This is a genomic window from Bacillus xiapuensis (assembly GCF_002797355.1).
Classification (GTDB): domain Bacteria; phylum Bacillota; class Bacilli; order Bacillales; family Domibacillaceae; genus Bacillus_CE; species Bacillus_CE xiapuensis.
The window spans coordinates 893,278-915,880 of sequence record NZ_KZ454939.1 but is presented as its reverse complement, the minus strand read 5'-3'; the positions used below and the strand labels follow the sequence as shown (position 1 = coordinate 915,880).

The window sequence follows — 22,603 nt, the reverse complement described above, 5'->3', positions numbered from 1 at the left end:
CGAGACCCTCTGCCTGAGAATTTCCTTCCAATATCAGCTCCTTCCTGGTAAATAACCCGTATAAAGAAAGCGATTTAGAAAAAACTATCTGTAATATAAAGTATTGCAGGTGATTGTTATTCAGAAATCAGATTCTATCACTCCATTACAATTGATTTTCCTAGCGATGACAGCGATCGGTTTAAAAAATCATGTATTTGTGGTCTCTCCGTTAGTTCGCACCGCCGGCCGAGATGCTTGGATGGCTGTGCTGATCTCCATGGCCATTATGCTGATTTGGGTGCTGCTTTTACTTTATGTGCATAAGAAGACAAAAGGCCAGCCTTTATTTGATTGGCTGTCCGCTGTGATTGGAAAGAAGATGACAAAAGGGATCATAATTCTTCTTAGCTGCTACCTTTTGCTAATGGTATCCATTACATTAAGAGAAACCATTGTATGGATGAAAATTGTTTTTTTGCCTGACACTCCGTTTTTTTTACTGACTTTTCTCTTTGCTCTTACATGCTGGCTGTTAGCTGCAACCAATTTGCGCACGATTAGCGTGATAAATATATTTCTACTGCTTTTTATCACGCTTTTCGGATTCTTTGTGGCGATTTCCAATCTTCAATATAAAAATTATTCTTTACTGCTCCCCCTTTTGGAGCATGGCTATCGCCCGATTTTCAACAGTTTGATTTATCAATTGTCGGGGCTGGCTGAAGTTTTTATTTTTTTACTATTGCAGCATAAAGTGGATGCTCCGCTTAAATGGCGCCATTTCGCTGTGACCATTTTGATTCTGACTTTGCTCACCTTGGGGCCTCTGGTCGGAGCGATTATCGAGTTCGGGCCAACGGAAGCCTCAAAGCAAAGATTCCCCCCCTATGAAGAATGGAGTTTAGTATCATTAGGAAGCTTTATCGAGCATCTTGATTTTTTATCGATTTACCAGTGGCTGTCGGGTGCTTTTATCCGCATTGCTTTATTTCTGGTATTGATTAAAGAAATGTTTCCGGCTAAGAGCGAGCAAACCAAGAATAAACGGCTTCTATTTATCTCAGCTCTTATGATCGTGATCGTTCCTATTAGTGATCTTACCTATATGAACTGGCTGAAAAACTATACATTGCCGGCTACTTTTTGGTTCTTCTTCGCTTTTTCATTAGTGTTCAGCTTTTTGGCCTTACTTTTCTCAAAGAAAAAACGGAGGTCTTCTCATGAAGTTTAAAAAAGCAAAACTGCTCAATCAACAGAAAACAGATAAAACAAAGAAACGCACTGCCCGGCGCTTCTTGAATGAAGAACAAATCAGAAGCGTATTCAGCAACTGCACCGATGTTCAATTTTCAGCCTGCCAATTCAATGATCTCAATGTCCTGCTCGTGTACTGCACTGGCTTAGTCAGCAGCAAAATGCTATTTCACGTCATCCCTCAAAAACTGGAAGAGTTTTCAAAACGGCAGTTGGAAGACATCACACTTGAGAAGCTTTTTTCTCTCCAGCTTCCTTCAATCCAGCCAGTGCAAGCCGAGGAACAACTTATTTCAGATATATTTTCCGGAAAGCTGGTTCTTCTTTTCAAGAAGCAAGAAATACTTATTTCTGTTGATATCGCTGAGCGGCCGGAGCGAAAACCTGAGGAAACAGCGACCGAAGTATCAGTCAAAGGACCGCGGGATAATTTCATTGAAAACATCGCGATCAATTACGCTTTAATTCGCAAAAGACTCCGTACTACTTCACTCGTCAGCGAGAACTTCGAATTAGGCACGCGGTCGAAAACAAAAGTATCTCTGTTATACATGAAGGATATCGCGGATCAGAATGTCCTCGAGCAAATTAAACAGAAGCTGTCCGCTGTGAATGTCGACAGCTTATTAAGCGGAGCCCAACTTGAGGAATTAATCAATGATGAAGCTTATGCGATTTTTCCGCGCCACACCTATACCGGACGTGCAGACTTTGCGGTGGAATCCCTGCTGAATGGCCGCTTTGTCATTTTAATTGACGGGGTTGCCTATGCGTATATCACACCGGTTAACTTATTTTTTTTACTGAAAAGCGCTGAAGATAAAGAGAATAATTATTTATTCAATTCATTCGAACGGCTGATGCGGGTACTAGGCATTACGATTGCTACTTTTCTTCCCGGCTTTTGGGTAGCCCTGACCGCTTTCCACCAAAACCAGCTGCCGCTTAATCTGCTGGCTACCGTTGTCGAATCCAGAAGAGGCGTTCCTTTTCCCACCGCTTTGGAAGCGTTTCTCATGCTGCTGTTGTTCGAGCTCTTCAGAGAAGCTGGGCTGCGGCTGCCGATAGCTGTCGGGCAAACGCTGAGTGTCGTCGGTGGTTTGATCATTGGCGATGCAGCTATTCGAGCCGGTTTAACCAGCCCCGCCATGCTTGTAATTATTGCCGCCTCTACGGTTGCCACGTATACACTAGTCAATCAAACGCTTGTCGGGACGATATCGCTGATGCGGTTCTTCGTGATTTTCCTTGTCTCTCTTTTCGGGTTTTTCGGGTTTTTCGTTTCCATGTTTTTGATCGGCATCTTAGTGGCCAGAGTGCGAGTATTTGGTGTTCCTTATTTAGAAGTAGCCACAAGGCTAGATTGGAAAAATATCGCCAAAGCGATCCTCCGTCTGCCATTCAGCAAGTATGAGAAACGGATGAATGCTCTTAATCCTCAAGACGCGACAAAGAAAGGGGGATCCTGATGCGAAAACGAAGATCCCGGTTATCGTTATGGGCTGTTTGGCTTTTGGCCGCTGCCTTTTTAGCCGGATGCTGGGATTCGAATGAACCAGAGAGAATGGTCTACTTGCACGGGATCGGCATCGACTATAAAGACGGAGAATATACGATTTATATGCAAATTATCAATCCCGGTCTGCTGGCCAAATCGGAAGCAAGCAACAATACAGTGACAAATGTGGAGGTGGGCCGGGCTACCGGCAAAACTGTTGTGGAGGCGATGTTTAATTTATATGCCTCATCCCAGCGCAGAATTTTTTGGGGCCATCTTGCATTTGTCGTGTTAACAGAAGAGGCTTTAAACAGCGATAGGCTGAAATCTGCTATCGACTTTATAGACAGATATCAGGAAACGCGCTACCGCGTCTATCTGTTTGCAACGGATGAACCGTTACCCCCTTTGCTGACGAACATCCCGATTATGGAAATGTCCACCGCTCTTTCCCGCTTAAGCGATCCGCAATCTACTTATAAGCAAAGCTCGCTTGTTCGGCCGGTCGATCTGAGGGAGATGATCATTTTGCTCAATGAACCTCCTCACGAAGCCAGGCTGCCGTTGGTTAGGGTGACAAGAAGATGGAGGACGGATGAAGCGCAGCATCAATCGATTGAAACGAGAGGAGTGGCGCTCGTCACAAAAGACCATTTAAAAGGATTCATCAAGGGAGACAGGACCAACGGCTTAAAATGGCTCAATCCCGATCTGAAAAGAGAAGAGTTAAGGCTAACCGAAAAAGGATACAGAGATATCAGCCTCATTATTGATAAGCTTAAAGTAGAGGTGACACCGGTGGGAACGGCGAATGATCTGCGCTTCACCATCTCCGTTCAAGCGGATGCCATTTTAAGATCACTGCAGCAAGACGTAAGCGGCCCTACCATTGCCAAAAAAGCCGAAGAAACGATGGAAAAGCAAATCAAATCCGTCTATTTAGACGGTCTTGAGCATAATACCGATATCTTCCGCCTCTCTGAATCGTTATACCGGGAAAATGTTAAGCTATGGAAGAAGCTTGAACAGGACGGGAAAATTCCATTAACAGAGGATTCTTTGAAAAATGTTTCTGTAAAAGTTGACGTCATACACGCAGCTAAGCAGCGAAATATTCCGACCATTGAATAATCATAGTGAAAGCCAGGATCTCATCTTCCATGTAAGGCGGCAAAGGCGCTGCAGCAGGATGCTGCGATGTTAGCCTTTATCCCTCTTTTCAGCAGCGGGGAATGAAAGAAAATTCCCGCCGGTTGAAGGTTCACTTTGTCTTGGATCCTGGCTTTCTTTTTCCCTCTTTCCTGACACTGCCTCTCTTTTGCATGAAGCAGTCCGCCATCACAGGAAATAATGGATGTTCCCAGCCTCAAAGTATTCCGGCATGCCCTTCACTCACCATCCGCTTCTTCTCTGCATCCTTTAGATGCCCCCACTTCCCCTGCCGTTATGTCCTTCGGCTTGTTTACTAAAAAAAAATCAGTATACAATACATTTACGGAGAAATGGAGAATAAGCCTCATCAAATTATTAAGCAATTATTAATTTTTAAGGATGAACACCCGTTTTTCTTATAATAAAAACAGAGAGAGGGTGCAGCGATTGGAAAAACAAGAGAACATTTTATTAGTAGAAGATGATTATGAAATCGCCCGCGTTGTTTCAGATCATTTGCGCAAAGAGGGGTATCAGGTGACATGGGCTTCTACAGGCAAAGAAGGTCTTGAGGATTTTCGGCACGGTGATTACAGCCTTGTCATTGCAGATTTAATGCTGCCTGAGCTGGATGGCTATTCATTATGCGAAGCGATCCGCCACGGAAGCGATGTGCCATTGCTCATTATTAGCGCCCGGCAAAGTGACAGCAGCAAAATTAAAGGACTGGGGCTCGGCGCGGATGATTATATCACGAAACCATTCAGCTTAGGAGAACTAAGCGCCCGCATCTGTTCACATTTAAAAAGATACCGCCGCTACAGCCAGCAGCCGTTTCGGCAAACACGCGTAGAGTATCACAACGGCCTAGCTGTCGATTTCACGGCCCAAGCTCTCTATTTGCACGGGGAGCCTTTAACATTGACAGCTATAGAAAAAGATTTATTCTTTCTTTTCGCCAAACACCCTTTCCAAACATTTACTAAATCCGATCTCTATAAATGGATTTGGGGACAAGATCATCTGAATGCGGGCAATACAGTGACTGTTCATATCAAAAGTCTGCGCACTAAGCTTTCGGACAGCAGCCGCTCCCCAAAATTTATCCAAACTGTTTGGGGAGAAGGTTACCGCTTTATCGGAGAGCCGTTATCATGAAAATTAAATATTGGCTGATGACTGTTTTTCTTGCCGCTATGGTTTTGCCGATCGCGGCACTTTATCTTCTTTACGTTCTATTAAATAGCCACCATGAGCAGCTCTTTTTAAAGGAACGCCTAGAGATGGAGAAACAAATAGCCGCTATTGAACCCCATCTGCAGGATGAAGAGCTGTATCAGATCCATCAGCCTGCATATTACCGGCCGCTGCTGAGACTGCTGACGCATGATAGCGAGAAAATTACTCTTTACAGAAAAGACGGCCTGATCTTATATGATTCGATGCGCCCTTCAGTGACGAACATCGAGTTTGCTGACCGCGATCAATTATTTCAGCATGTAAATGAACTGAAGAAAAATCGGCGTTCGTACTCGATCAAGAAAGCCATGCTTCATCGCGGTGAACTTATTGGCTTTTATGAAATTACCATCGCCCGGGAGACATGGGTGGAAGGAGTGAAAAACCGCACACTGATATTAGTGATTTCCCTCGCTTCTTTTATGGGAATCCTTTATTGGATCATCTTGATATTCTTGCGCCGGAAGTTAAACAGGCCGCTGGAGAAGCTAAGCGATCACATGACAGCCTTTGCCAGCGGAGCGGAAACACTTCCCCCGCTTACAGCCAGTAAAGATGAGATCGGTCAATTAATAACCCATTTTAATCAAATGAGAATGCAGATTGTGAAAACGAACCGGCTCCTAGCCCAAAAACAGCGGGAAAAAGAATACATCGTTGCGGCGCTTTCGCACGATTTGAAAACGCCATTAACCGCGATTCAAGCATATGCAGAAGCCTTGTTTTACAATCAAGCATTAACAGAAGAAGAAAAACGGGACTATCAGCGAATTCTGTTTGATAAAACAGCGCATATGAAACGAATGCTGGATGATCTATCTGTCTATACATCCTTGCAGTCTGCCAGCATGACATTGGAAACCACCGATGTGGACGGCGAGGAGTTTTTCGACATGCTGCTGTCAGGCTACGAAGAACCATGCGCTCATAAAAAAATAAATTTAAAAACCGAACAATGTGTCCGCGGACATTATCGGTTAGATCCGAAACAAATGATCAGGATTATGGACAATCTCGTATTCAATGCCATACGTCATACAAATGAGAACAGGGAAATTTGTCTTGCTGCTATCGAAAGCCACTGCCCCCTTCCTGGCTGGGTATTCCAGCCAATAGCCGGCAAACTGGATTCGTGGAGAGATGGAAGAACCATCATCATTGTTCAAAACGAAGGACCTTTTATTCCTGTCTCGCTGCAAGCCAAGATTTTTGAGCCCTTCTTTCAGGGGGAGCATGCGCGGACAAAAGGAAGCTCAGGATTAGGACTGAGTATTGCTAAAATGCTGATTAAAATGCACGGAGGCTCCATTTCCCTTTGGTCGGAAGCAGGCATGGGAACTTTAGTAGCTTGTGCGATTACAACAAACAACAGAAAAGAGGAATCATAATGAAGAAAAAAACTTGGACTGTCATCGGCTTAAGCTCCGCTATCATGCTAAGTGCCATAACGGGGTGCGCCAATAATCAGACAGCGGTATCAGCTGATGAACTGATTGAGCGCGTCATTGAAACGGAACAAACCCCTAAATCCTACAGTGCCGAAATGGAAATGAAAGTATATGAAGCCGACAAATTAGTCGAGCACTCGACATTAAAAGAATATGTCAACAAGAAGGGGCAAATAAAAACGATCGGCCTGAACAAAGTGACTCATGACGCAACCATGGCTCTTAATAATGGCAAACAGCTAATCTCTTACGATGAAGCCACGGGAAAAGCTTTCAAACTGGATATATCAGCTTCAAATGAGCCAAACTCTCAAAAAGACCAAGTCATTAACCTGCTCAAGGCTATGAAAAAAACCCATAATCAAAAGACAGTCGGAGCGGAAAAAATAAACGGCTTTCAAACTCCGCATCTTAAATTAGAGCCGAAATCGAAAAAAACCTTAATCGGCCAAACCGATCTTTGGATTGACACAAAAACATGGTTTGTTATTAAAACAGAAACAAAAAGTGAAAACAGACGCTCTGTGATAACCTACAAAGATATCGATTTCTCCCCTTCTTTTAAGAAGAATACATTTACTTTGGATATCCCAAAGGGAGTAGCAATCGAATCAGCGGATGAACAGCAAGGAAAAGCTCTAACGATAGAAGAAGCAGGAAAACATTTGGGCAAACCATTCTTAATGTTCCCTAACACAGCTGCTCAGCCTTCTTCTATAACCGCAGATCAGTTAACAGGTGAAATCAAGCGGACAGAAGTCAATATTGAATTTAAAAAGAACCAAGTGCCTTACGCATCGCTAAGCATCTTTCCCACTCCTGCTGGAGAAGGAAGCGAACTGGATACGACTAAAGGGGTCATGGTCCGCGGACAAAAGGCAGAAGTGATGGAAGAAATTGATTCCGTCAGCTGGGACGAAGACGGTTTGCGCTATGTTATCCTCCCGATGAACCCTGATGTAACAACAGAAACACTAATCCAACAAGCAGAAAACATGCAGCTGTCCAATAAAATAAACCCTAACAAGAACTAATACAAAGCATTTTACAAGGAAGGGCATGAAGGATGAACACACCGAAATATTGGAGGCGCCTCTCCCCCGCAAACTGTTTGAAAGAGCCAGAGAATGCCTCTTATGAATAGTCTCTGTTAAATAGAACAATGATGCTTCTAATACGAGTTATTTGAAACTTTTTAAAAGGAGATTAAATAAAATGTTTGAATACAAGTTCGTTAAAATAGAGTTTAAAAAATTATCTGGTAAGCCTAATAAAGACTATCGAGAAGTAATTCAAAGCCACGCAGAGCAAGGATGGCGTTTTATTCAAGTGTTCTCTCCTGACTTTGTAACTTCAGGTGTCGCAGCAGGTACTTATTACGAACTAATCTTTGAGAAACCTTTGCAGCAGCAGACTGAACAGTAACCATTTTCAGCACGTAACTAACAGGACTTTGTGAAGAATGAAAGGAAACTCCGCAGATAAACGGGGTTTCCTTTATTTTAACAAGATTATTAATCAATGGCTGGATTTGTTTTTGATCATTTAGCAGCCCTGAGCGGCATTTATGCAGCTGTGAACAATGAAGACATTTAGGTATTTTTGTAAGTGGTGTCCATAATCTTCACTTACTATTCCGCGAACCGGGCAAGTCAAGTAACTCATACTAAGCAGAATAATTGAAAACAAGGGGCTGTCTAAAAAGCGCCATTCCGGCTAATATATATCCAAAATTAAAGCCCAAGAATGTTGATTTAACAGCATTCTTGGGCTTTAATGTCTTCACTATTTAGGATGAGCCATCTCTTTCTGGACATCCTCTTATTCATTCCGTGCTTTGTAAGTGTGCGCTTGAACAATGAACAGTCAAGCGACGCGGAGATCTATTTCTTGATCAGCATCGTCTTAAACCAAGCTGCTGCCTTTTTGTATTTTATTCAAAACGCGTAACCTCACAGGCTTTTTTTGCATGTTGAACGCTCTTTACTTGAAGTGCTTCTGCTGGCATGCAGGAAATATACACCTCTGCCTCTTCGTTAGGGTCTTGCTTTTCATCGAAAGAGACGGATACTTCAGCGACAGGCGTTAATTGCTGCGCGGCTTTCACCAGCTGAAATATTTTCTCCCATTGCCAAGCAGAATCATAAAATTCCCCCGTATTCATAACATCCACCCACACATAAGCACCGGCCTCTTGATAAGTTGGAATCGCAGGACCTTTGACCAGCTCAGCACTTTGACCATAGGCTGTACCGACAAACCAATCCGTCATATTTGGAAAATTCTTTCTGACTGCAGATTCAATATCCTCTTGAAATTCCCGCTGCCACACACCTTCCGGGTAGTCATCTGAATAGGTCTGCTTCTCTCCGTCCTCCCGCGCATTAAAAGCCATCGACTGATCATTCTTCGGTGAAAAGACCGCCCCGTATTGCCGTTCTTCCGCATTAAAAAAAGTGCTTTTCAAAACAAAAGATTGCTCGTAGCGTTCTTCCAGATATCGCTCAAGTTCCTTGGCAACTTGCCTTTTCTTCCAAGGCGTCCCTTTAAAATAGGAATAAGTGAAACCGCTCAGAAAAATGAGTATAATGAGCCCGGCCAATATTACTTTCCTCTTTCTCTTTTTCATTGCCTGTTCCCCGCTTTAACTTATCAATTTCACATTTACTATTATATCGCTTTTATAGTGTAATATGGAAATGAAATCAGCCTATTTTGTCGGAAAACATCGGACTATCTCCTAAAATCTATAGATCCATAGAAAACCAAAGCGATTTTTTCCCTAAAATACCCCTTCCAACAGAAGGGAAGTACGTTCCTCCCCCCTGCTGGAAAGAAGATAAACACTAACGTCGCAGCACGTTATTGGCGGGATACATGAGCTGTTCAGACTATTTGTTTGTAAAAAACCATTCAGTTCCCCATCGAAACGGCCTTAGGGCACTATTCTTTCTCCGCTCCAGCAAGTGAAAGCGCAAGCAAAGCCAGCAGAAGTCCTTGAATAAACAGACTTCTCAAAGAGGCGAACCCGATGATTTCTCTCATGATCCTTATCATGGCCAGCATGACACCCAGGAACATCGGCACCTCCGCTTACATCGCCTTCATACTTGCAGACTTTCCGGAAAAGTGCCCTTTTTTCTCCTTGATTTGGCCATTCCAAGAAAAATTCGTCCACATTCGAAGCAGGATTTCCAGCGGGCCTCTCTTATATTTCTTCAAATAAAGATAGCTGACAGCCACTTGCGCTGCATAAATAACAAGGGCCAGCATAATCCCAGCCAGCACGCCCAGCTTGCCAAACATCCCAAGACCGTACCCATAAAAAATTGTTGTACAAATCACGGTTTGCATTAAATAATTCGTCAGCGAAAGCTTGCCGATGTATTCAAAAGCGGAAGGAAACAGCCCTTTCGTCTGTTTAGTATACAAGCAGGCAAAAGCATAAATGTACCCGAGCGACAATAGTCCAGCTCCCATAAATTCGTACACTCCCGCCCAATCGGTTTCAGGAAAGGCAACAGCAGCAATTTTCAGCGCCAGGCCAGCAGGCAGGAATAGAAACACCGACCTGATGTATATTGCTCTCTCCTTTAACGGCTCGGCAAATCGGTTATTCTTGGCCGCATGCATACCAAATAAAAACAGCGGCAAATGAACGATTGGCGCGATTATAATAAGCACTAAGTACATATAATCCGGATAGCCTAACGGATCTTCATTATTCCGGTGATCTTTAATCTCCATATAATCGCCGCTGCCGTAAACAGACTGTGTCGTTTCCAGATAATTAGTCATTCTCTCCTTTTCTTTTGGAGTCTCCTCCAACTGCCCATATCCGATAAACGGCGTCAAAAGAAATAGAATGATCCCCCAAATCATTAAAGTCTTTTTCTGACGATTTAAAAGCACTAAGAGAAAAAAGCCCATCATCCCGTAAAAAACCAGAATATCTCCTTCCCATAAAAACGTGGAATGCAAAATCCCAAGCGCCAACAAAAAGAAGAAGCGGCGAATAAAGTGACGATTCACTTTCGCTCCTTTTCTCTCCAGGCTTTCTTTCATTTTAATCATGGAATAACCGAATAAAAAAGTGAATATCGGCATGAAGCTGCCTTCCACTAACACTTTGACCGCTTTATAAGCGCCTAATTCCGCCGGAGATAAAGAAAAGAAGTGAATTTCGTCTTTCCCAAAAATACCGTATTGGAAGATCAGCATGTTCGCCAGCAAAATGCCTAATAAGCTGAATCCTCTCAAACCGTCCATTGCGGACACGCGATATGTATTCATAATCGATCCCTCGCTTAAAGTTGATTACAATCAATATACAGCTTCAGCTTTTCTGGAATAGAAACAGCAGATGAACATTCGATTAACTTTTTAAGAATTGTTCAAGTTCCCGTAATGTCAGTATGTTAAGATGTTGAACGAGGTGTATAAGTAGATGGAAACGAGAAATATTTTGCTTGTAGACGATGAAAAAGCGATTGTTAAAATGATCGAAACGGTACTTAGAAAAGAAGGGTTTAGTCAAATTTATACCGCTTACACCGCAAGAGAAGCGTTAGCGATCTTAAAGAAGCACACCATAAATGTGATTGTGCTGGACGTCATGCTTCCCGATCAGAGCGGATTTGAAATTTGTCCGAAGATCCGCGAAATCTCAGAAGCCTATATTCTATTTTTAACAGCGAAGGTATCGGATTTAGATGTATTAACTGGTTTTGCTATCGGCGGAGATGATTATGTCACGAAGCCATTTAATCCGCTGGAAATTGCCGCAAGGATCAAAGCGTATTTCCGAAGAAACGCCAAGGCGGCAACGGCAGCGCCAGCTCCCAGGAAAACGAAATATCACTTTGGAAGATTTACAGTCGATGAAGAACGCGGAGAAGTATTCGTCGAAGGAAAAGCCATTTCTTGTCCGACACAAGTGTATTTGCTTCTCCTGTATTTCTGCAAGCATCCAAACAGAGTCTTTTCTAAGGCCGAGCTGCTTGAAGCCGTGTGGGGTGCAGATCATTTTGTAGATGATAATACAGTCTCTGTTCATATCAGACGGATTAGAGAACGAATCGAGGAGGATCCCAGCCATCCGCAATTCCTCTTGACGGTTCGCGGTCTCGGATACAAGCTCGTCCAGAGGGATGAAAAATGAAGCGATTAAGAAGAAGGCTGATTTTTCACTTTTCCATGCAATTTCTGACGTTATTGGTGACTATAATTATTCTCGTGTTTGCTCTGTTGTTCTTGCTATTACAGTATATAACCGATCAAGAACAGAAAAGAAACGGCCCCGCAGGTGTATTAGAGGCATTAGTCACGGAGACAAATATTGAGGATGATTCAGCCGAATTGGATGAGAAGAAATGGCGACATTCATTGCGAAAAAGAGGCTTATGGATGCAAATTGTTAATCATCAAGGAAAAGTGATTAAATCAAGCAATGCTCCTGCCGATTTGCCGCAGCGATACTCTGTGAATGATCTGCTGCAAGTCGAGAAGAATCAACGTTTTCTCGATTATAAGGTGCTAGCGGAACTGGACCATACTTATGATAAGCCTTATGTTTTTCTCGTTGGCTACAAGGATCAGCTCCCTGCTTTACAACATCTCGTTGCCGCCTACAGCGATCGCGGACGGATCAAAGCAGAAAAGAGACAAGCGCTTGAAGGAAGGCTTAAACCTATAGATGGCACGCTCCATATTATCAACCCGAACGGAGACATCATCGAAGCTTTCGGAAAGCCGCTGGCCATTCAACAATACAAACCGCTCGACATTCTATCCAATAAGCAAATGCCTGGAATCCATTCAACCAGCATATCTGTTCAGCAAGTGCCCGCTGGCGGGTATACATGGGTTTTACACACACCAAAGAAAAAGGATAAGATTCAAAGCATTACCGTAATGGAAGAATATATTCTCGGCTTCGGTCTTGTCGGGTTTATCGCGCTCCTGATTACTTTGCTTCTCTCCTTTTGGAACGGTTTCCGTTACGGCCGTCCGCTCTTTCTTTTTACTGGCTGGCTAAAAAGAATGGAACAGGGAAAATATGATGAAGTGCTGACGAAAAAAGAACGAAAAAAAATCTTTCGAAAAAACGGCAAAGTCAAAGCTCGTTACCGTTTATATAGGGAAGTCATTAACGCTTTTTATAACATGACCGAAAAGCTGGACGAGTCGGTGAAAGAACGGGCAAAGCTGGAAAAGACAAGAGAGGAATGGATGACAGGGATCTCCCATGATCTCCGGACCCCGCTGTCGACGATTCAAGGATACGGCCATTTATTGGAGAGCGGACATTATCAGTGGACAGCTGAAGAACTAAAAGAAGTGGGACAAACGATTCGCGAGAAAGGCGAATACATGCTGCATCTAATAGAAGACTTTTCTCTGACCTTTCAGCTAAAAAACAACAGACTCGTTCTTTCCAAAGAAATATGCCCAGCCAATCATCTTCTGAAAGCAATTGTGGATAAATTTATTCTTGACCGTACGCTTTCTGATTATCGATTTCATTTTCATCCGGCGACCGACCGCCCTTTAATAGAAGCAGACAGGAAATGGTTTGAACGCATGATGGACAATATACTCTTTAATGCAATTAAGCATAATCCGAGCGGAACGGCCATCACCGTCCGCATTATTCCTTCCGCTGAGTATGTTACCATCCAAATCGAAGACACGGGCGTTGGAATGGACGAGGAAACGGTGAACAAATTATTCGATCGTTATTACCGGGGAACGAATACAGAAGAAAGAATTGAAGGGGCTGGCTTAGGAATGAACATTGCCAGACAAATTGCGCTTCTCCATGATGCCAGCGTGACCGTTCATTCCGAACTCGGCCAAGGAACAACCGTCGCCATCCAGCTGCCAAGAACAATGGAAGACAGCGGCAAAGCCTCTGAACAGTAGGCATTTGCCGTTGTGGCCTCCAGTTCCCAGCTTATATCTGCATAAACTTCACCGAATGGTGAAAACGGGTATACAAACAGCATCCACTCATGCAGGAGGTGCTTTTATGCCGGATACAGGCGAAACTCCGGGAAAAGGCAAATATACATGTGAAAATTGCAGGGAAACACTGACACTTGACAAAGATAAAGACCGGCTGCCACCCTTGCCCGGAATGCCATGAAACCGCATTCAGCACTCAGTAAGGCAACTGGTAAAGCACCTAGCCCCTAACAAGCATCCGTCGTTGAACAGAAAAGAGACAGCCGGCTGCTAGAAGCTTAGCGCTTAAATGTCTCTTTATCCGTTCCCGGCAAAGGAATTCCGCTTCAAACAGCTTGTAAGGGCGTTAAGTGAGAGCAGTACCATTCTTATTTCCATGAAGTCATCCTTTTTGGAAAGCATTTAGGGCGCGCTCAAGGTCCTGCCAAATATCTTGTTTGGCTTCCAACCCGACAGAAAGACGGATCAGCTGATCGGTTATTCCCATCTTACTTCTCATTTCTTCTGGAACAGCTGAATGGGTCATCGTAGCGGGGTGCTGAATCAGCGTCTCTGCATCCCCCAAGCTGACAGCTATACGGATAAGCGATAATTCGTTCAAAAACTTCTGGACTTGTTCTTTCGTTCCGTCCAATTCGAAGGAAATTAAACCGCCTCCTTTCTTCATTTGCTTTTTCATAATACGATAATCCGCATGGTCTTGATCTCCCGGGTAGTGCACGTTTTGAACGAGCGAATGCTTCTTTAGCTGCTGCGCAATGTAAGCAGCATTCTCACAATGGCGATCCATACGTATAGGAAGCGTTTTCAATCCTCTTAACAGCAGCCAAGCATCAAAAGGAGAAATCACTCCGCCGATGTCCTTTAAAGTGGATTGGGCTATCTGATTGATCCACTTACTGCTTCCAGCCGCGATGCCAGCTACCACATCGCCATGACCGCTAATATATTTAGTTGCACTATGAACGACGACATCACATCCAGTTGTCAGCGGCCGCTGCAAATATGGCGAGGAGAATGTATTGTCCACGACAACAGGGATGCCATGCTGGCTTGCTGCTTGTGTCACCATCTCAAGATCAATTAGTTTCATGGTTGGATTAATCGGTGTTTCCACGTATATACATGCTGTGTCCGGACGAATCATTTGTTGAATTTGCTCTTCTGTTTCCATTGCACACAGTTCAAATGATATTTGGTGATTAGCTTCCATCCATTCTAACAAGCTGAAGGTACACCCATATACCCCTTGAGAACAAATGATGTGATCTTCAGCTTTCGTCATGGCAAGCAAAACGGCTGACACCGCTGCCATGCCAGATGAAAAGGCAAGAGCCGCTTCGGCATCTTCCAGTTCTGCCATACGCTCCTCCAATGCCCGTACGGTCGGATTGCCCAGCCGCGAGTAAATATATCCTTCCTCCTCGCCGGCAAATCGCCTTTCCCCTTGTTCAGCATTATCAAATATAAAGGTCGATGTCTGATAAATCGGAGTTGCCAAACTTCCTGCATGATCCTTTGCGTTGTAACCGGCATGAATAACGGCTGTTTCCATATTTTTAAGTGATTTAGCCATTTCCTCTCTCCTTTTACTTATTTAAATTTTCTGAATTATATTTCATCTAATAATATATGTATTTTTCTTTTTTGGAAAGGGTTCACCTTCTAACCAAAGTAAAAGTACACAACACAGGAAGGAAGAGCAGTTCACCGGCAAACACTCGCATATGCCCTGCCTCGCTCGTCCTCTTCCGTTTCCCTATAAAAAAAGAGTGCGGACAAGGTTCGTCTGCACTCTGATGCAGGAAGGCTATTCTGCTTTCCCGCCCGCTTTCAATTGGTTCACTTTCTCCCGCACTTCTTCTATATTTTTCATTTTATTGTCCCAGCAGGCTTGGCTTAAGTCTACCGGATATTCCTCAGGGTTCAACGGACGTTTATATTCATTCCATAAAAGCTGCAAATTTTCTTTCGCATATAATTGAATCTCTTGCAGGCTTGGCAATGAATAGACTTGGCGGCCATCGACAAAGATGGTTTCATGGAGATCCTTTGCTTCAAAATCAGTGACAAATTTACTAATGAACGTATGCACCGGATGAAACATCTTCAGCTTTTCCTCTTCCTGAGGCTTCTCCTCTTCCATGGCGATGTAATCGCCTTCCGCTTTGTTATTCTTCTTATTAATGATTCGGTAAACTTTCTTTAGCCCTGGGGTGGTTACCTTTTCCGGGTTTCCGGAAATTTTGATAGTATCTTCCATTTCCCCTCTATCATTTTCAATGGCAACAAGCTTGTACACAGCACCGAGAGCAGCTTGATCATAAGCGGTAATCAGCTTCGTCCCAATTCCCCAGCTGTCTATTTTAGCGCCTTCCGCTTTCAAATTCATAATCGTGTACTCATCCAGATCGTTTGAGGCAATGATCTTTGCATCTGGAAATCCCGCTTCATCCAGCATCTTTCTGGCCTCTTTGGATAAGTAAGCAAGATCGCCGCTGTCCAGCCGGATGCCAATGAAGTGAATGCGGTCGCCAAGCTCCTTCGCTACTTTAATAGCTGTGGGAACACCCGATTTTAACGTATCATATGTATCGACTAAAAAGACACAGTTTTTATGCCGTTCTGCGTATTTGTGGAAAGCGGTATACTCATCTTTATAGGTTTGCACTAAAGCATGTGCATGAGTGCCGGTGACAGGAATGTTAAACATCTTCCCCGCTCTGACATTGCTTGTGCCATCAAATCCTCCGATGAAGGCTGCTCTCGTTCCCCAAACCGCAGCGTCCATTTCATGCGCACGGCGGCTGCCGAATTCCATCGCTGGCTCATCATTAATCACTTGTTTAATCCGGGACGCCTTCGTTGCAATTAGTGTTTGATAGTTGACAATATTCAACAGCGCCGTTTCAATAATTTGCGCTTCTGCTAAAGGAGCTTCCACCCGAAGGATCGGCTCATTGCCGAAAACAAGTTCTCCTTCTTTCATGGAACGGATCGTTCCCGTGAAAGACATATTCGCTAAATAATCCAAGAAGTCGTCCTTGTAACCGAGTTCATCCCGCAAATATTGGATATCACTTGCAGTGAATTTAAAATGGCGTATGTAGTCTGCGATTCGTTCAAGACCGGCAAAAATGGCGTATCCATTCCCAAAAGGGAGCTTTCTGAAGTACAGCTCAAAAACAGCTTTTTTATTATGCACTCCATCATTCCAATATGTTTCAGCCATATTGATTTGATACAAATCTGTGTGCAATGCCAGCCCGTCGTCGTTATATCTTCTCTCCATCATCAATCCCTCCAAATTAGATCACTTCGGATGCTGAATAATTCCGCAAACATGTCAGGCCCCTTATTCACGTCCGATCTCTGCTCCCGTTTATACCAGTTTCTCAACATAGAGGGGAATCGTTTACAAATTGTCCGAGTGAGAAAGCCCATAAAGACCTTTAGACCGCCTTTAGGCACCGATGACAGCAAGATCGGAAACGCTGAGGCATCAAACAGGCTATCCTTAGCGCAGACAAGCATCCCTCCGGCACAAGACGCTAAAATATTTTCAAGCAGCCAATCTGTACGGTATGGCAACCGCGCGCAACCCGCAAACCTATAGGGCCTGCCGCGGAAGCCGTAATGGCATACCGCCATCTTGCACGTCAACCGCAGCAGAAATGCACCTGATCTTTAGAGTGAGAATCCCGCTGGTGCTAGTTAGCCCGTGAATGAAAGTGTCCACAGCTCAGCAGCTAGCATCCCCTGTTCTCTTCCTAGCCAGAGGCCAAGGGAAGAGCGCCGTTTTGCCTTTCTTGAAGCTCCATTAAAAACTCGGAAGTGAAAAGCATTCTATAAGTTCCGGCTCTAAGCAGGATCAGACCTTCGATTTCAGCAACGCGGATGATCAGCTGCTGAACAAACTGCCAGCCCGCTTCTCCTCCAATCTCTATGAATAAATCATTAATCAAAATATACATTTAAGCCCCTAAATAATCAACCTTCTCTGCTGAATACTCGCTCTTTTCAAAAATTACACAAACCTATGCGCCTTGTTGCAATCGAGTGCGGCGGCTGACTTTTTTTAAAATCCAAAGCTTATCTTGCACAGTTAACATCCTCCAGCTTCTCACTTTAATATTCATGCAGCATCCCACCTTTACGGAAATGGATAGGTTCGTTGAAGTGCGAGCTTAGTGTTGTCGATATTCTACTTATACCGTCTTTTCTCTTCATTGAAACAAGAAAACTTTCTGCAAATTGCGACTTTCCTTGCAAAAGGCACAACTATGCAGAAAAAGCCGCAGGCATCCCATGCGTGCCTGCGGTTAAAAAGAGGATGGCTCTTACATAACAACCAAATGATTCTTCTCTTCTCTTTCTGCTTGTTCTTTATCAAGAAGCTCTTGAACAGATAAGGTTCGGCCATACGAATCTTTAAAAATAATATGCTGCGGAGCAAACTGAGTCGGATTGTCAAGACCGGCTGCCGCCGCGATATTATACAGTCCTTTTCTCATAGCGATTACATAATTGGCGACACGATATTTCTTCTCATCCACAACGAGTGCGCGCTGCAGCTCCGGATCGGTTGTGGCGACCCCGACCGGGCATTTGTTTGTATGGCAATGCTGAGCATTAATACAGCCGACTGAAAACATAAATCCGCGGGCAATATTCACTAAATCAGCGCCCATCCCGAGAGCAACCGCTACACGGTCTGGGGTGAACAGCTTTCCGGAGGCGAAGATTTTCACTTGATTGCGCACCCCATGCTTGCGCAAAGCTTTATCGAGCAAGAGCAGCGCACTTTTGATCGGCAAGCCGACGCTATCCGCCAGCTCCTGATAGGTGGCGCCTGTTCCGCCTTCTCCGCCATCAACCGTAATAAAGTCAGGGCCCTTTCTGCTGTTTTTCATGTATTGAGCCAGCTCATCGACTGTGTCATGGCTGCCAACTACAATTTTAATGCCGACCGGCTTTCCGCCGACTTGCTGCATTTCTTCAATGAAAGAAAATAACGATGGCAAATCATGGAACTCATTAAAACGGTTAGGGCTATCAACTGTTTTATAGGGTTCGACCCCGCGTATTTCCGCTATTTTGGGCGTAACCTTAATGCCCTCAATGTGACCGCCGCGAATTTTGGCTCCTTGCCCTAATTTTATTTCAAATGCTTTAATCTGATCGTTTTCACTTTTTTCCTTGAACTTTTCCCAGGAAAAGTTCCCGGCTGTGTCGCGCACCCCAAACAGACCCGGGCCAATTTGCATAATAATATCTGTATCGCCCCGCAAATGATAAGGAGATACGCCCCCCTCACCCGTATTCATCCACGATCCTCCGGCAATGCCTATTCCTTCTGAAAGAGCTGAGATGGCGTTCTCCCCCAGCGCACCATAGCTCATGCCGCTCATGCCGATTTGCCCCCGCACAAAGAACGGATGTCTTCTCTGCGGCCCAATGATTATGGAATCCTCCTCTTTCAAAAGCCAGGGCTGAGCCGCTGCCGCCTCGACATGCTCTTTGCGGTTTGTAATCGTTTCTTTATCAATGACATATTTTTTCGTAGGTACCAGCTTGCTGTTATCCACTGCCAGCTCTGTTTTTTGCTTTGGAAACATCGCATTGCGAATATAATAGCCTTCTTTGTCAAAATCCCGCTTGGATCCAAATGGAATGACGTGATTTAAATATTTGGAAGGCAGCACTACATTCAGGAAGTCCACGCGTGAATACGGTTTGCTTTCATTGTCTGCATCAAAAAAATACTGCCGAAATTCCGGTCCGATCATTTCAAACAAGTAGCGGACTTTCCCAAGCACAGGGAAGTTGCGCAAGATGGCATGCTGATTTTGTTTATGATCTGTAATCCATAGATAAACGAATAGAACAGCTAATGCGGCAATGGCTAATAAAATAACGGACAGAATGACGAATATTATAGCTTCTAATGACATCATCACTTATACCCCCTCATGAGATTGCTTCAGATAGCAGAACTGGGCAATCTCTATTTTTCTCCCAAACTGTGCTTGACATTACCTATATACTTTCGATTCATTTCTTCTTATCAGCCGGTGCAAGCAGCTCCTTTTCTTTTATATTTGCAACCGCTTTCAATTATATATTTCTTCCTCTCGACATAGTATAACAGAAAAAGGACGCTTTTTAACCTGATCGACCATTGTTCTAATTTTCTTTCAATAGCCTGCAGCGTGTCTTCGCTTGGCGATGTGCTGCCTTCAGTAGAAAGATAGGATCTGAGCGCTTGCAAAAAGCCGGCAATGCGCAAGTAAAAAAGCACACAAAAAAGGCCATTTCCAGGAAATGGCCCTTTTTGCTCTTCTTATGAACAAACTCGTTTTAAAAGAAATGCTGGAAATATGGAATCCAAGAATTCGCCCATATCATCGTGATAACCGCACATAAAACCATGGCGATGCTTGAGAAGGTTCCTTCTTGATTCCCGTATTCAAACGCTTTAGCTGTGCCCGTTCCGTGAGCCGCCACTCCCATCATCATTCCCTTAGCAACGGAAGAACGAAAAGCAAATAGTTTAATTAAGGACGGTCCCACGACTGCTCCGGTAATTCCTGTACAAATAACAAACACCGCAGTCAAAGCGGGAAGACCGCCAATTTCTTCCGATATTTCGATCGCGATAGGAGTCGTAATGGATCGGGGCATTAGGCTGTTAATAAATGATTGACTCAGATGAATGAAATGAGAGAAAACCGCGGAGGATACGATGGAAAAAACAGTCCCAACCATAATGCTGAAAAACACTTCCGATAAATGCTTCTTAATAAGCGGCAAATGTTTATAAATAGGTACGGCGAATGCTACCGTTGCCGGACCAAGGCCATATGTAAGCAACTTAGTTCCTTCTGCGTATTGCTCCGGTGAAATCTGTGCGGCTGTTATCAGAACGATCAAAAACAAAGGACTGATTAACAGCGGGTGAAGCAGTACATGATTATACCGTTGATTAACCCGCTTGCTCAGCACATACACAAGAATAGTGGTCAAACACCAAACAATGGTCATCATGCGCGCTCCTCCCTTCTTTTATAAAGATATTCCGCCGTCCACCCGGTCACTCCCAGAACGACTACTGTGCTGGCTATAATCACAAGAATTACTTCCACTCCTGAGAGACCGAATAATTCAGGATAATTCACTATGCCCACAGCTGACGGAATGAAAAACAATAATAGTTCCGCGCTTAAAAAAGTGGCGCCTACGTCCACCCACTCCAATGGAATAAGATGAAAACGAAGCATCAAAAACAGGATCCCCATCCCAATGATGCTTCCTGGAATCTTAAGATGGAATTGGTCGGAAATAAGCTGGCCGATCAAAAAAAACACGGTAATGATACTGATTTGCACAACTAACTTGGACAGCTTTTTCAAACCATGTTCACCTCTATCTTTTATTCATTTGTATGGTTATCATACCTCTGTTGCCCTTATTCGTAAAATACATAGTTTTTATTCACTTTATAACTATTTGTTATAGTGAGGGGATTCCCGGATGATCAGCTTCAAAAACTCCCGGGCGGCAAAGGAGATGTAGCGGTTTTTCTTTAAAATCACAGCAAGCTTCCACTTCAGCAAGTCGTTATCGAGCGGCACAAGACTGATGCGTTCAGGGTCGAGCCGCTTACTTAAGGAGTAAGGAAAGAAGCTGATGCCAAGGTCGGCCTCCACCATTTCCGCCACGAAATCCCACTGATTGCTTTCAAGAACGATGGACGCTTCGAATCCTTCCCGCCTGCAAGCTTTCTTCAGCAGGCCATGAAGAGTAAAGTCCTCCTGAAAGAAAACAAAATCCTCCTTTTGGACATCCTTCAGCGTTAAGCTTTGGCGATGGGACAACGGATGGTTCTTTCGCATAATCACCATGATATCTTCTTCAATAAAAGGCACGGTTTCAAAAGATTGCTCATCGACCGGCAATACAGCAATGCCCAGCTCGATTAAATCCTCCTCCAGCCTTTTTTCAACCGTTCGCGCTCCATGCTCGCTCATTTTAATCGTGATTCCCGGATAAAGGCGGCGAAATTGCGCGATAATCGTCGGAAAGAACAGCGTGCCGATAATCGATGGAATCCCGATATGAAGAGTTCCTTTTTTTAATTTCGTCAGATCGGACAGCGAAGAAGATAAGTCATTCACCTGCTGTAAAATGTTTCTGGCTTTATCATAAACAATTTTTCCCGCGTCCGTCAGCTTGAGGTTTTTGCGATCAAGCAGCTGCACCCCCATTTCTTCTTCTAAGTTCTTGACCATTTTACTCAACGCCGGCTGCGAAACATGAAGACTCTCTGCCGCCTTTGTAAAACTTTGCAGCTTGGCTACTTCCGTAAAGTAGACAAATTGACGAATTTCCATTTTCACACTTCCTTTTTCGAAGAATACTTAATCATACCACAAAGCAGCGAAGAACATACACTGAATGCCCGATCATTTAGGGCGAGATCACTGATGTTTCTGCGTATCAGGTCATACCGCTACAAGCTATTGCATAAATTAGTGTCAGCCGAGTTATGGGAGGAGAGATTATGCCGTCTATTATTAATATCTACAGCTTAAAAATTAATAACATATCCAACAATGGTTCCATTAATATTGGAGACGCTTTGCACAATTCTCATACCGCCAATACAAAATCGCAAGGAGCCAATTCATCATTTGGTGACATTTCTCCGACTGAATCGAATATGGAAAACGTCTTTATCGATCCAGACGTAAATGATATGGGCGATATCGCCAACCCGGCAAATGTCAATGCGGCCCAGCTTTAGTTCTGAATGCCCCTTTTTCATTATATTTCATACAATAATGAGTAGCCGTATAAAGTGAACCTTCAAACAGTGGGTTTTTCTTTCATCCCCCGCTGATGAAAAGAAGAACAAAGGCTGCCATGCCTTTGTCATCTGCATCGGGCAGGCCCGGACGGATCGAATATTTCTCTACCATGATCCCCACTTAGATTTTGGGTTTTTCACTCCATTCCTGAAGGGGAATCTGACGGCACCAAACAAGCGGGATAAAGGAGGAAA

At 43.9% G+C, this 22,603-nt stretch carries 20 protein-coding genes; 10 read left to right on the top strand and 10 right to left on the bottom strand.

What is annotated here, in order from left to right; translation table 11 throughout:
• The first annotated feature begins 109 nt into the window (after positions 1 to 109).
• The 7 genes from CEF20_RS04605 to CEF20_RS04570 all read left to right on the top strand — a co-directional run bounded on the left by CEF20_RS04605 (position 110) and on the right by CEF20_RS04570 (position 7,998).
• Positions 110 to 1,213 (top strand): GerAB/ArcD/ProY family transporter, encoded by a 1,104-nt coding sequence (locus tag CEF20_RS04605; protein WP_232713374.1) that lies wholly within the window; start codon positions 110 to 112, stop codon positions 1,211 to 1,213.
• Positions 1,203 to 2,705 (top strand): spore germination protein, encoded by a 1,503-nt coding sequence (locus tag CEF20_RS04600; protein WP_100330687.1) that lies wholly within the window; start codon positions 1,203 to 1,205, stop codon positions 2,703 to 2,705. The genes CEF20_RS04605 and CEF20_RS04600 overlap by 11 nt, the downstream gene beginning before the upstream one ends.
• Entirely contained in the window at positions 2,705 to 3,865 is a 1,161-nt protein-coding gene (locus CEF20_RS04595) for a Ger(x)C family spore germination protein (RefSeq protein ID WP_100330686.1), read from the top strand. The genes CEF20_RS04600 and CEF20_RS04595 overlap by 1 nt, the downstream gene beginning before the upstream one ends.
• Positions 3,866 to 4,333: 468 nt before the next feature.
• The gene (locus CEF20_RS04585) at positions 4,334 to 5,044 is read left to right on the top strand and encodes a response regulator transcription factor (RefSeq protein WP_232713372.1); all 711 of its coding nucleotides are present in this window, start codon (positions 4,334 to 4,336) and stop codon (positions 5,042 to 5,044) included.
• Positions 5,041 to 6,513 (top strand): HAMP domain-containing sensor histidine kinase, encoded by a 1,473-nt coding sequence (locus tag CEF20_RS04580; protein ID WP_100330683.1) that lies wholly within the window; start codon positions 5,041 to 5,043, stop codon positions 6,511 to 6,513. Before CEF20_RS04585 ends, CEF20_RS04580 begins: the two co-directional genes overlap by 4 nt.
• Positions 6,513 to 7,607 (top strand): LolA family protein, encoded by a 1,095-nt coding sequence (locus CEF20_RS04575; protein ID WP_100330682.1) that lies wholly within the window; start codon positions 6,513 to 6,515, stop codon positions 7,605 to 7,607. Before CEF20_RS04580 ends, CEF20_RS04575 begins: the two co-directional genes overlap by 1 nt.
• Before the next feature lie 181 nt (positions 7,608 to 7,788).
• A complete protein-coding gene (locus tag CEF20_RS04570; RefSeq protein WP_100330681.1) occupies positions 7,789 to 7,998 on the top strand; it encodes a DUF4177 domain-containing protein in 210 nt (69 codons plus the stop codon).
• Between the two features lie 508 nt (positions 7,999 to 8,506).
• On the opposite strand, the gene CEF20_RS04565 is transcribed toward CEF20_RS04570, so the two are convergent.
• The 3 genes from CEF20_RS04565 to CEF20_RS04560 all read right to left on the bottom strand — a co-directional run bounded on the left by CEF20_RS04565 (position 8,507) and on the right by CEF20_RS04560 (position 10,866).
• Positions 8,507 to 9,202, bottom strand: a complete 696-nt coding sequence (locus tag CEF20_RS04565; RefSeq protein ID WP_157796194.1) for a YfjL-like protein — start codon at positions 9,200 to 9,202, stop codon at positions 8,507 to 8,509.
• Positions 9,203 to 9,516: 314 nt separating this feature from the next.
• Complete coding sequence (locus CEF20_RS16525) at positions 9,517 to 9,654, bottom strand: hypothetical protein (protein ID WP_157796193.1); 138 nt, start codon at positions 9,652 to 9,654, stop codon at positions 9,517 to 9,519.
• 12 nt (positions 9,655 to 9,666) lie between these two features.
• Entirely contained in the window at positions 9,667 to 10,866 is a 1,200-nt protein-coding gene (locus CEF20_RS04560; protein ID WP_100330679.1) for a DUF418 domain-containing protein, read from the bottom strand.
• 154 nt (positions 10,867 to 11,020) lie between these two features.
• Between CEF20_RS04560 and CEF20_RS04555 the strand changes: the two genes are divergently transcribed.
• Both CEF20_RS04555 and CEF20_RS04550 read left to right on the top strand, forming a co-directional pair.
• Positions 11,021 to 11,734: a response regulator transcription factor gene (locus tag CEF20_RS04555; protein ID WP_100330678.1), complete on the top strand. Its 714-nt coding sequence runs from the start codon at positions 11,021 to 11,023 to the stop codon at positions 11,732 to 11,734.
• Entirely contained in the window at positions 11,731 to 13,497 is a 1,767-nt protein-coding gene (locus CEF20_RS04550; protein ID WP_100330677.1) for a sensor histidine kinase, read from the top strand. The genes CEF20_RS04555 and CEF20_RS04550 overlap by 4 nt, the downstream gene beginning before the upstream one ends.
• Positions 13,498 to 13,921: 424 nt before the next feature.
• On the opposite strand, the gene megL is transcribed toward CEF20_RS04550, so the two are convergent.
• From megL to CEF20_RS04505, 7 genes are all read right to left on the bottom strand, one after another.
• Positions 13,922 to 15,115, bottom strand: coding sequence for a methionine gamma-lyase (gene megL / locus CEF20_RS04545; protein WP_100330676.1), 1,194 nt, complete (start codon positions 15,113 to 15,115; stop codon positions 13,922 to 13,924).
• A 234-nt stretch (positions 15,116 to 15,349) separates the two neighbouring features.
• Complete coding sequence (locus CEF20_RS04540) at positions 15,350 to 16,831, bottom strand: nicotinate phosphoribosyltransferase (protein WP_100330675.1); 1,482 nt, start codon at positions 16,829 to 16,831, stop codon at positions 15,350 to 15,352.
• A 478-nt stretch (positions 16,832 to 17,309) separates the two neighbouring features.
• Positions 17,310 to 17,513, bottom strand: a complete 204-nt coding sequence (locus CEF20_RS04530) for a hypothetical protein (protein WP_100330673.1) — start codon at positions 17,511 to 17,513, stop codon at positions 17,310 to 17,312.
• A 366-nt stretch (positions 17,514 to 17,879) separates the two neighbouring features.
• Positions 17,880 to 19,493, bottom strand: a complete 1,614-nt coding sequence (locus CEF20_RS04525; protein WP_100331998.1) for an FMN-binding glutamate synthase family protein — start codon at positions 19,491 to 19,493, stop codon at positions 17,880 to 17,882.
• A 406-nt stretch (positions 19,494 to 19,899) separates the two neighbouring features.
• Positions 19,900 to 20,586, bottom strand: a complete 687-nt coding sequence (locus CEF20_RS04515; RefSeq protein ID WP_100330671.1) for an LrgB family protein — start codon at positions 20,584 to 20,586, stop codon at positions 19,900 to 19,902.
• Complete coding sequence (locus CEF20_RS04510; RefSeq protein WP_100330670.1) at positions 20,583 to 20,951, bottom strand: CidA/LrgA family protein; 369 nt, start codon at positions 20,949 to 20,951, stop codon at positions 20,583 to 20,585. The genes CEF20_RS04515 and CEF20_RS04510 overlap by 4 nt, the downstream gene beginning before the upstream one ends.
• 93 nt (positions 20,952 to 21,044) lie before the next feature.
• Positions 21,045 to 21,932: a LysR family transcriptional regulator gene (locus tag CEF20_RS04505; protein ID WP_100330669.1), complete on the bottom strand. Its 888-nt coding sequence runs from the start codon at positions 21,930 to 21,932 to the stop codon at positions 21,045 to 21,047.
• Positions 21,933 to 22,102: 170 nt separating this feature from the next.
• Here CEF20_RS04505 and CEF20_RS04500 point away from each other — a divergent pair, with 170 nt between their 5' ends.
• The gene (locus CEF20_RS04500) at positions 22,103 to 22,345 is read left to right on the top strand and encodes a spore germination protein (RefSeq protein ID WP_100330668.1); all 243 of its coding nucleotides are present in this window, start codon (positions 22,103 to 22,105) and stop codon (positions 22,343 to 22,345) included.
• Positions 22,346 to 22,603 lie beyond the last annotated feature (258 nt).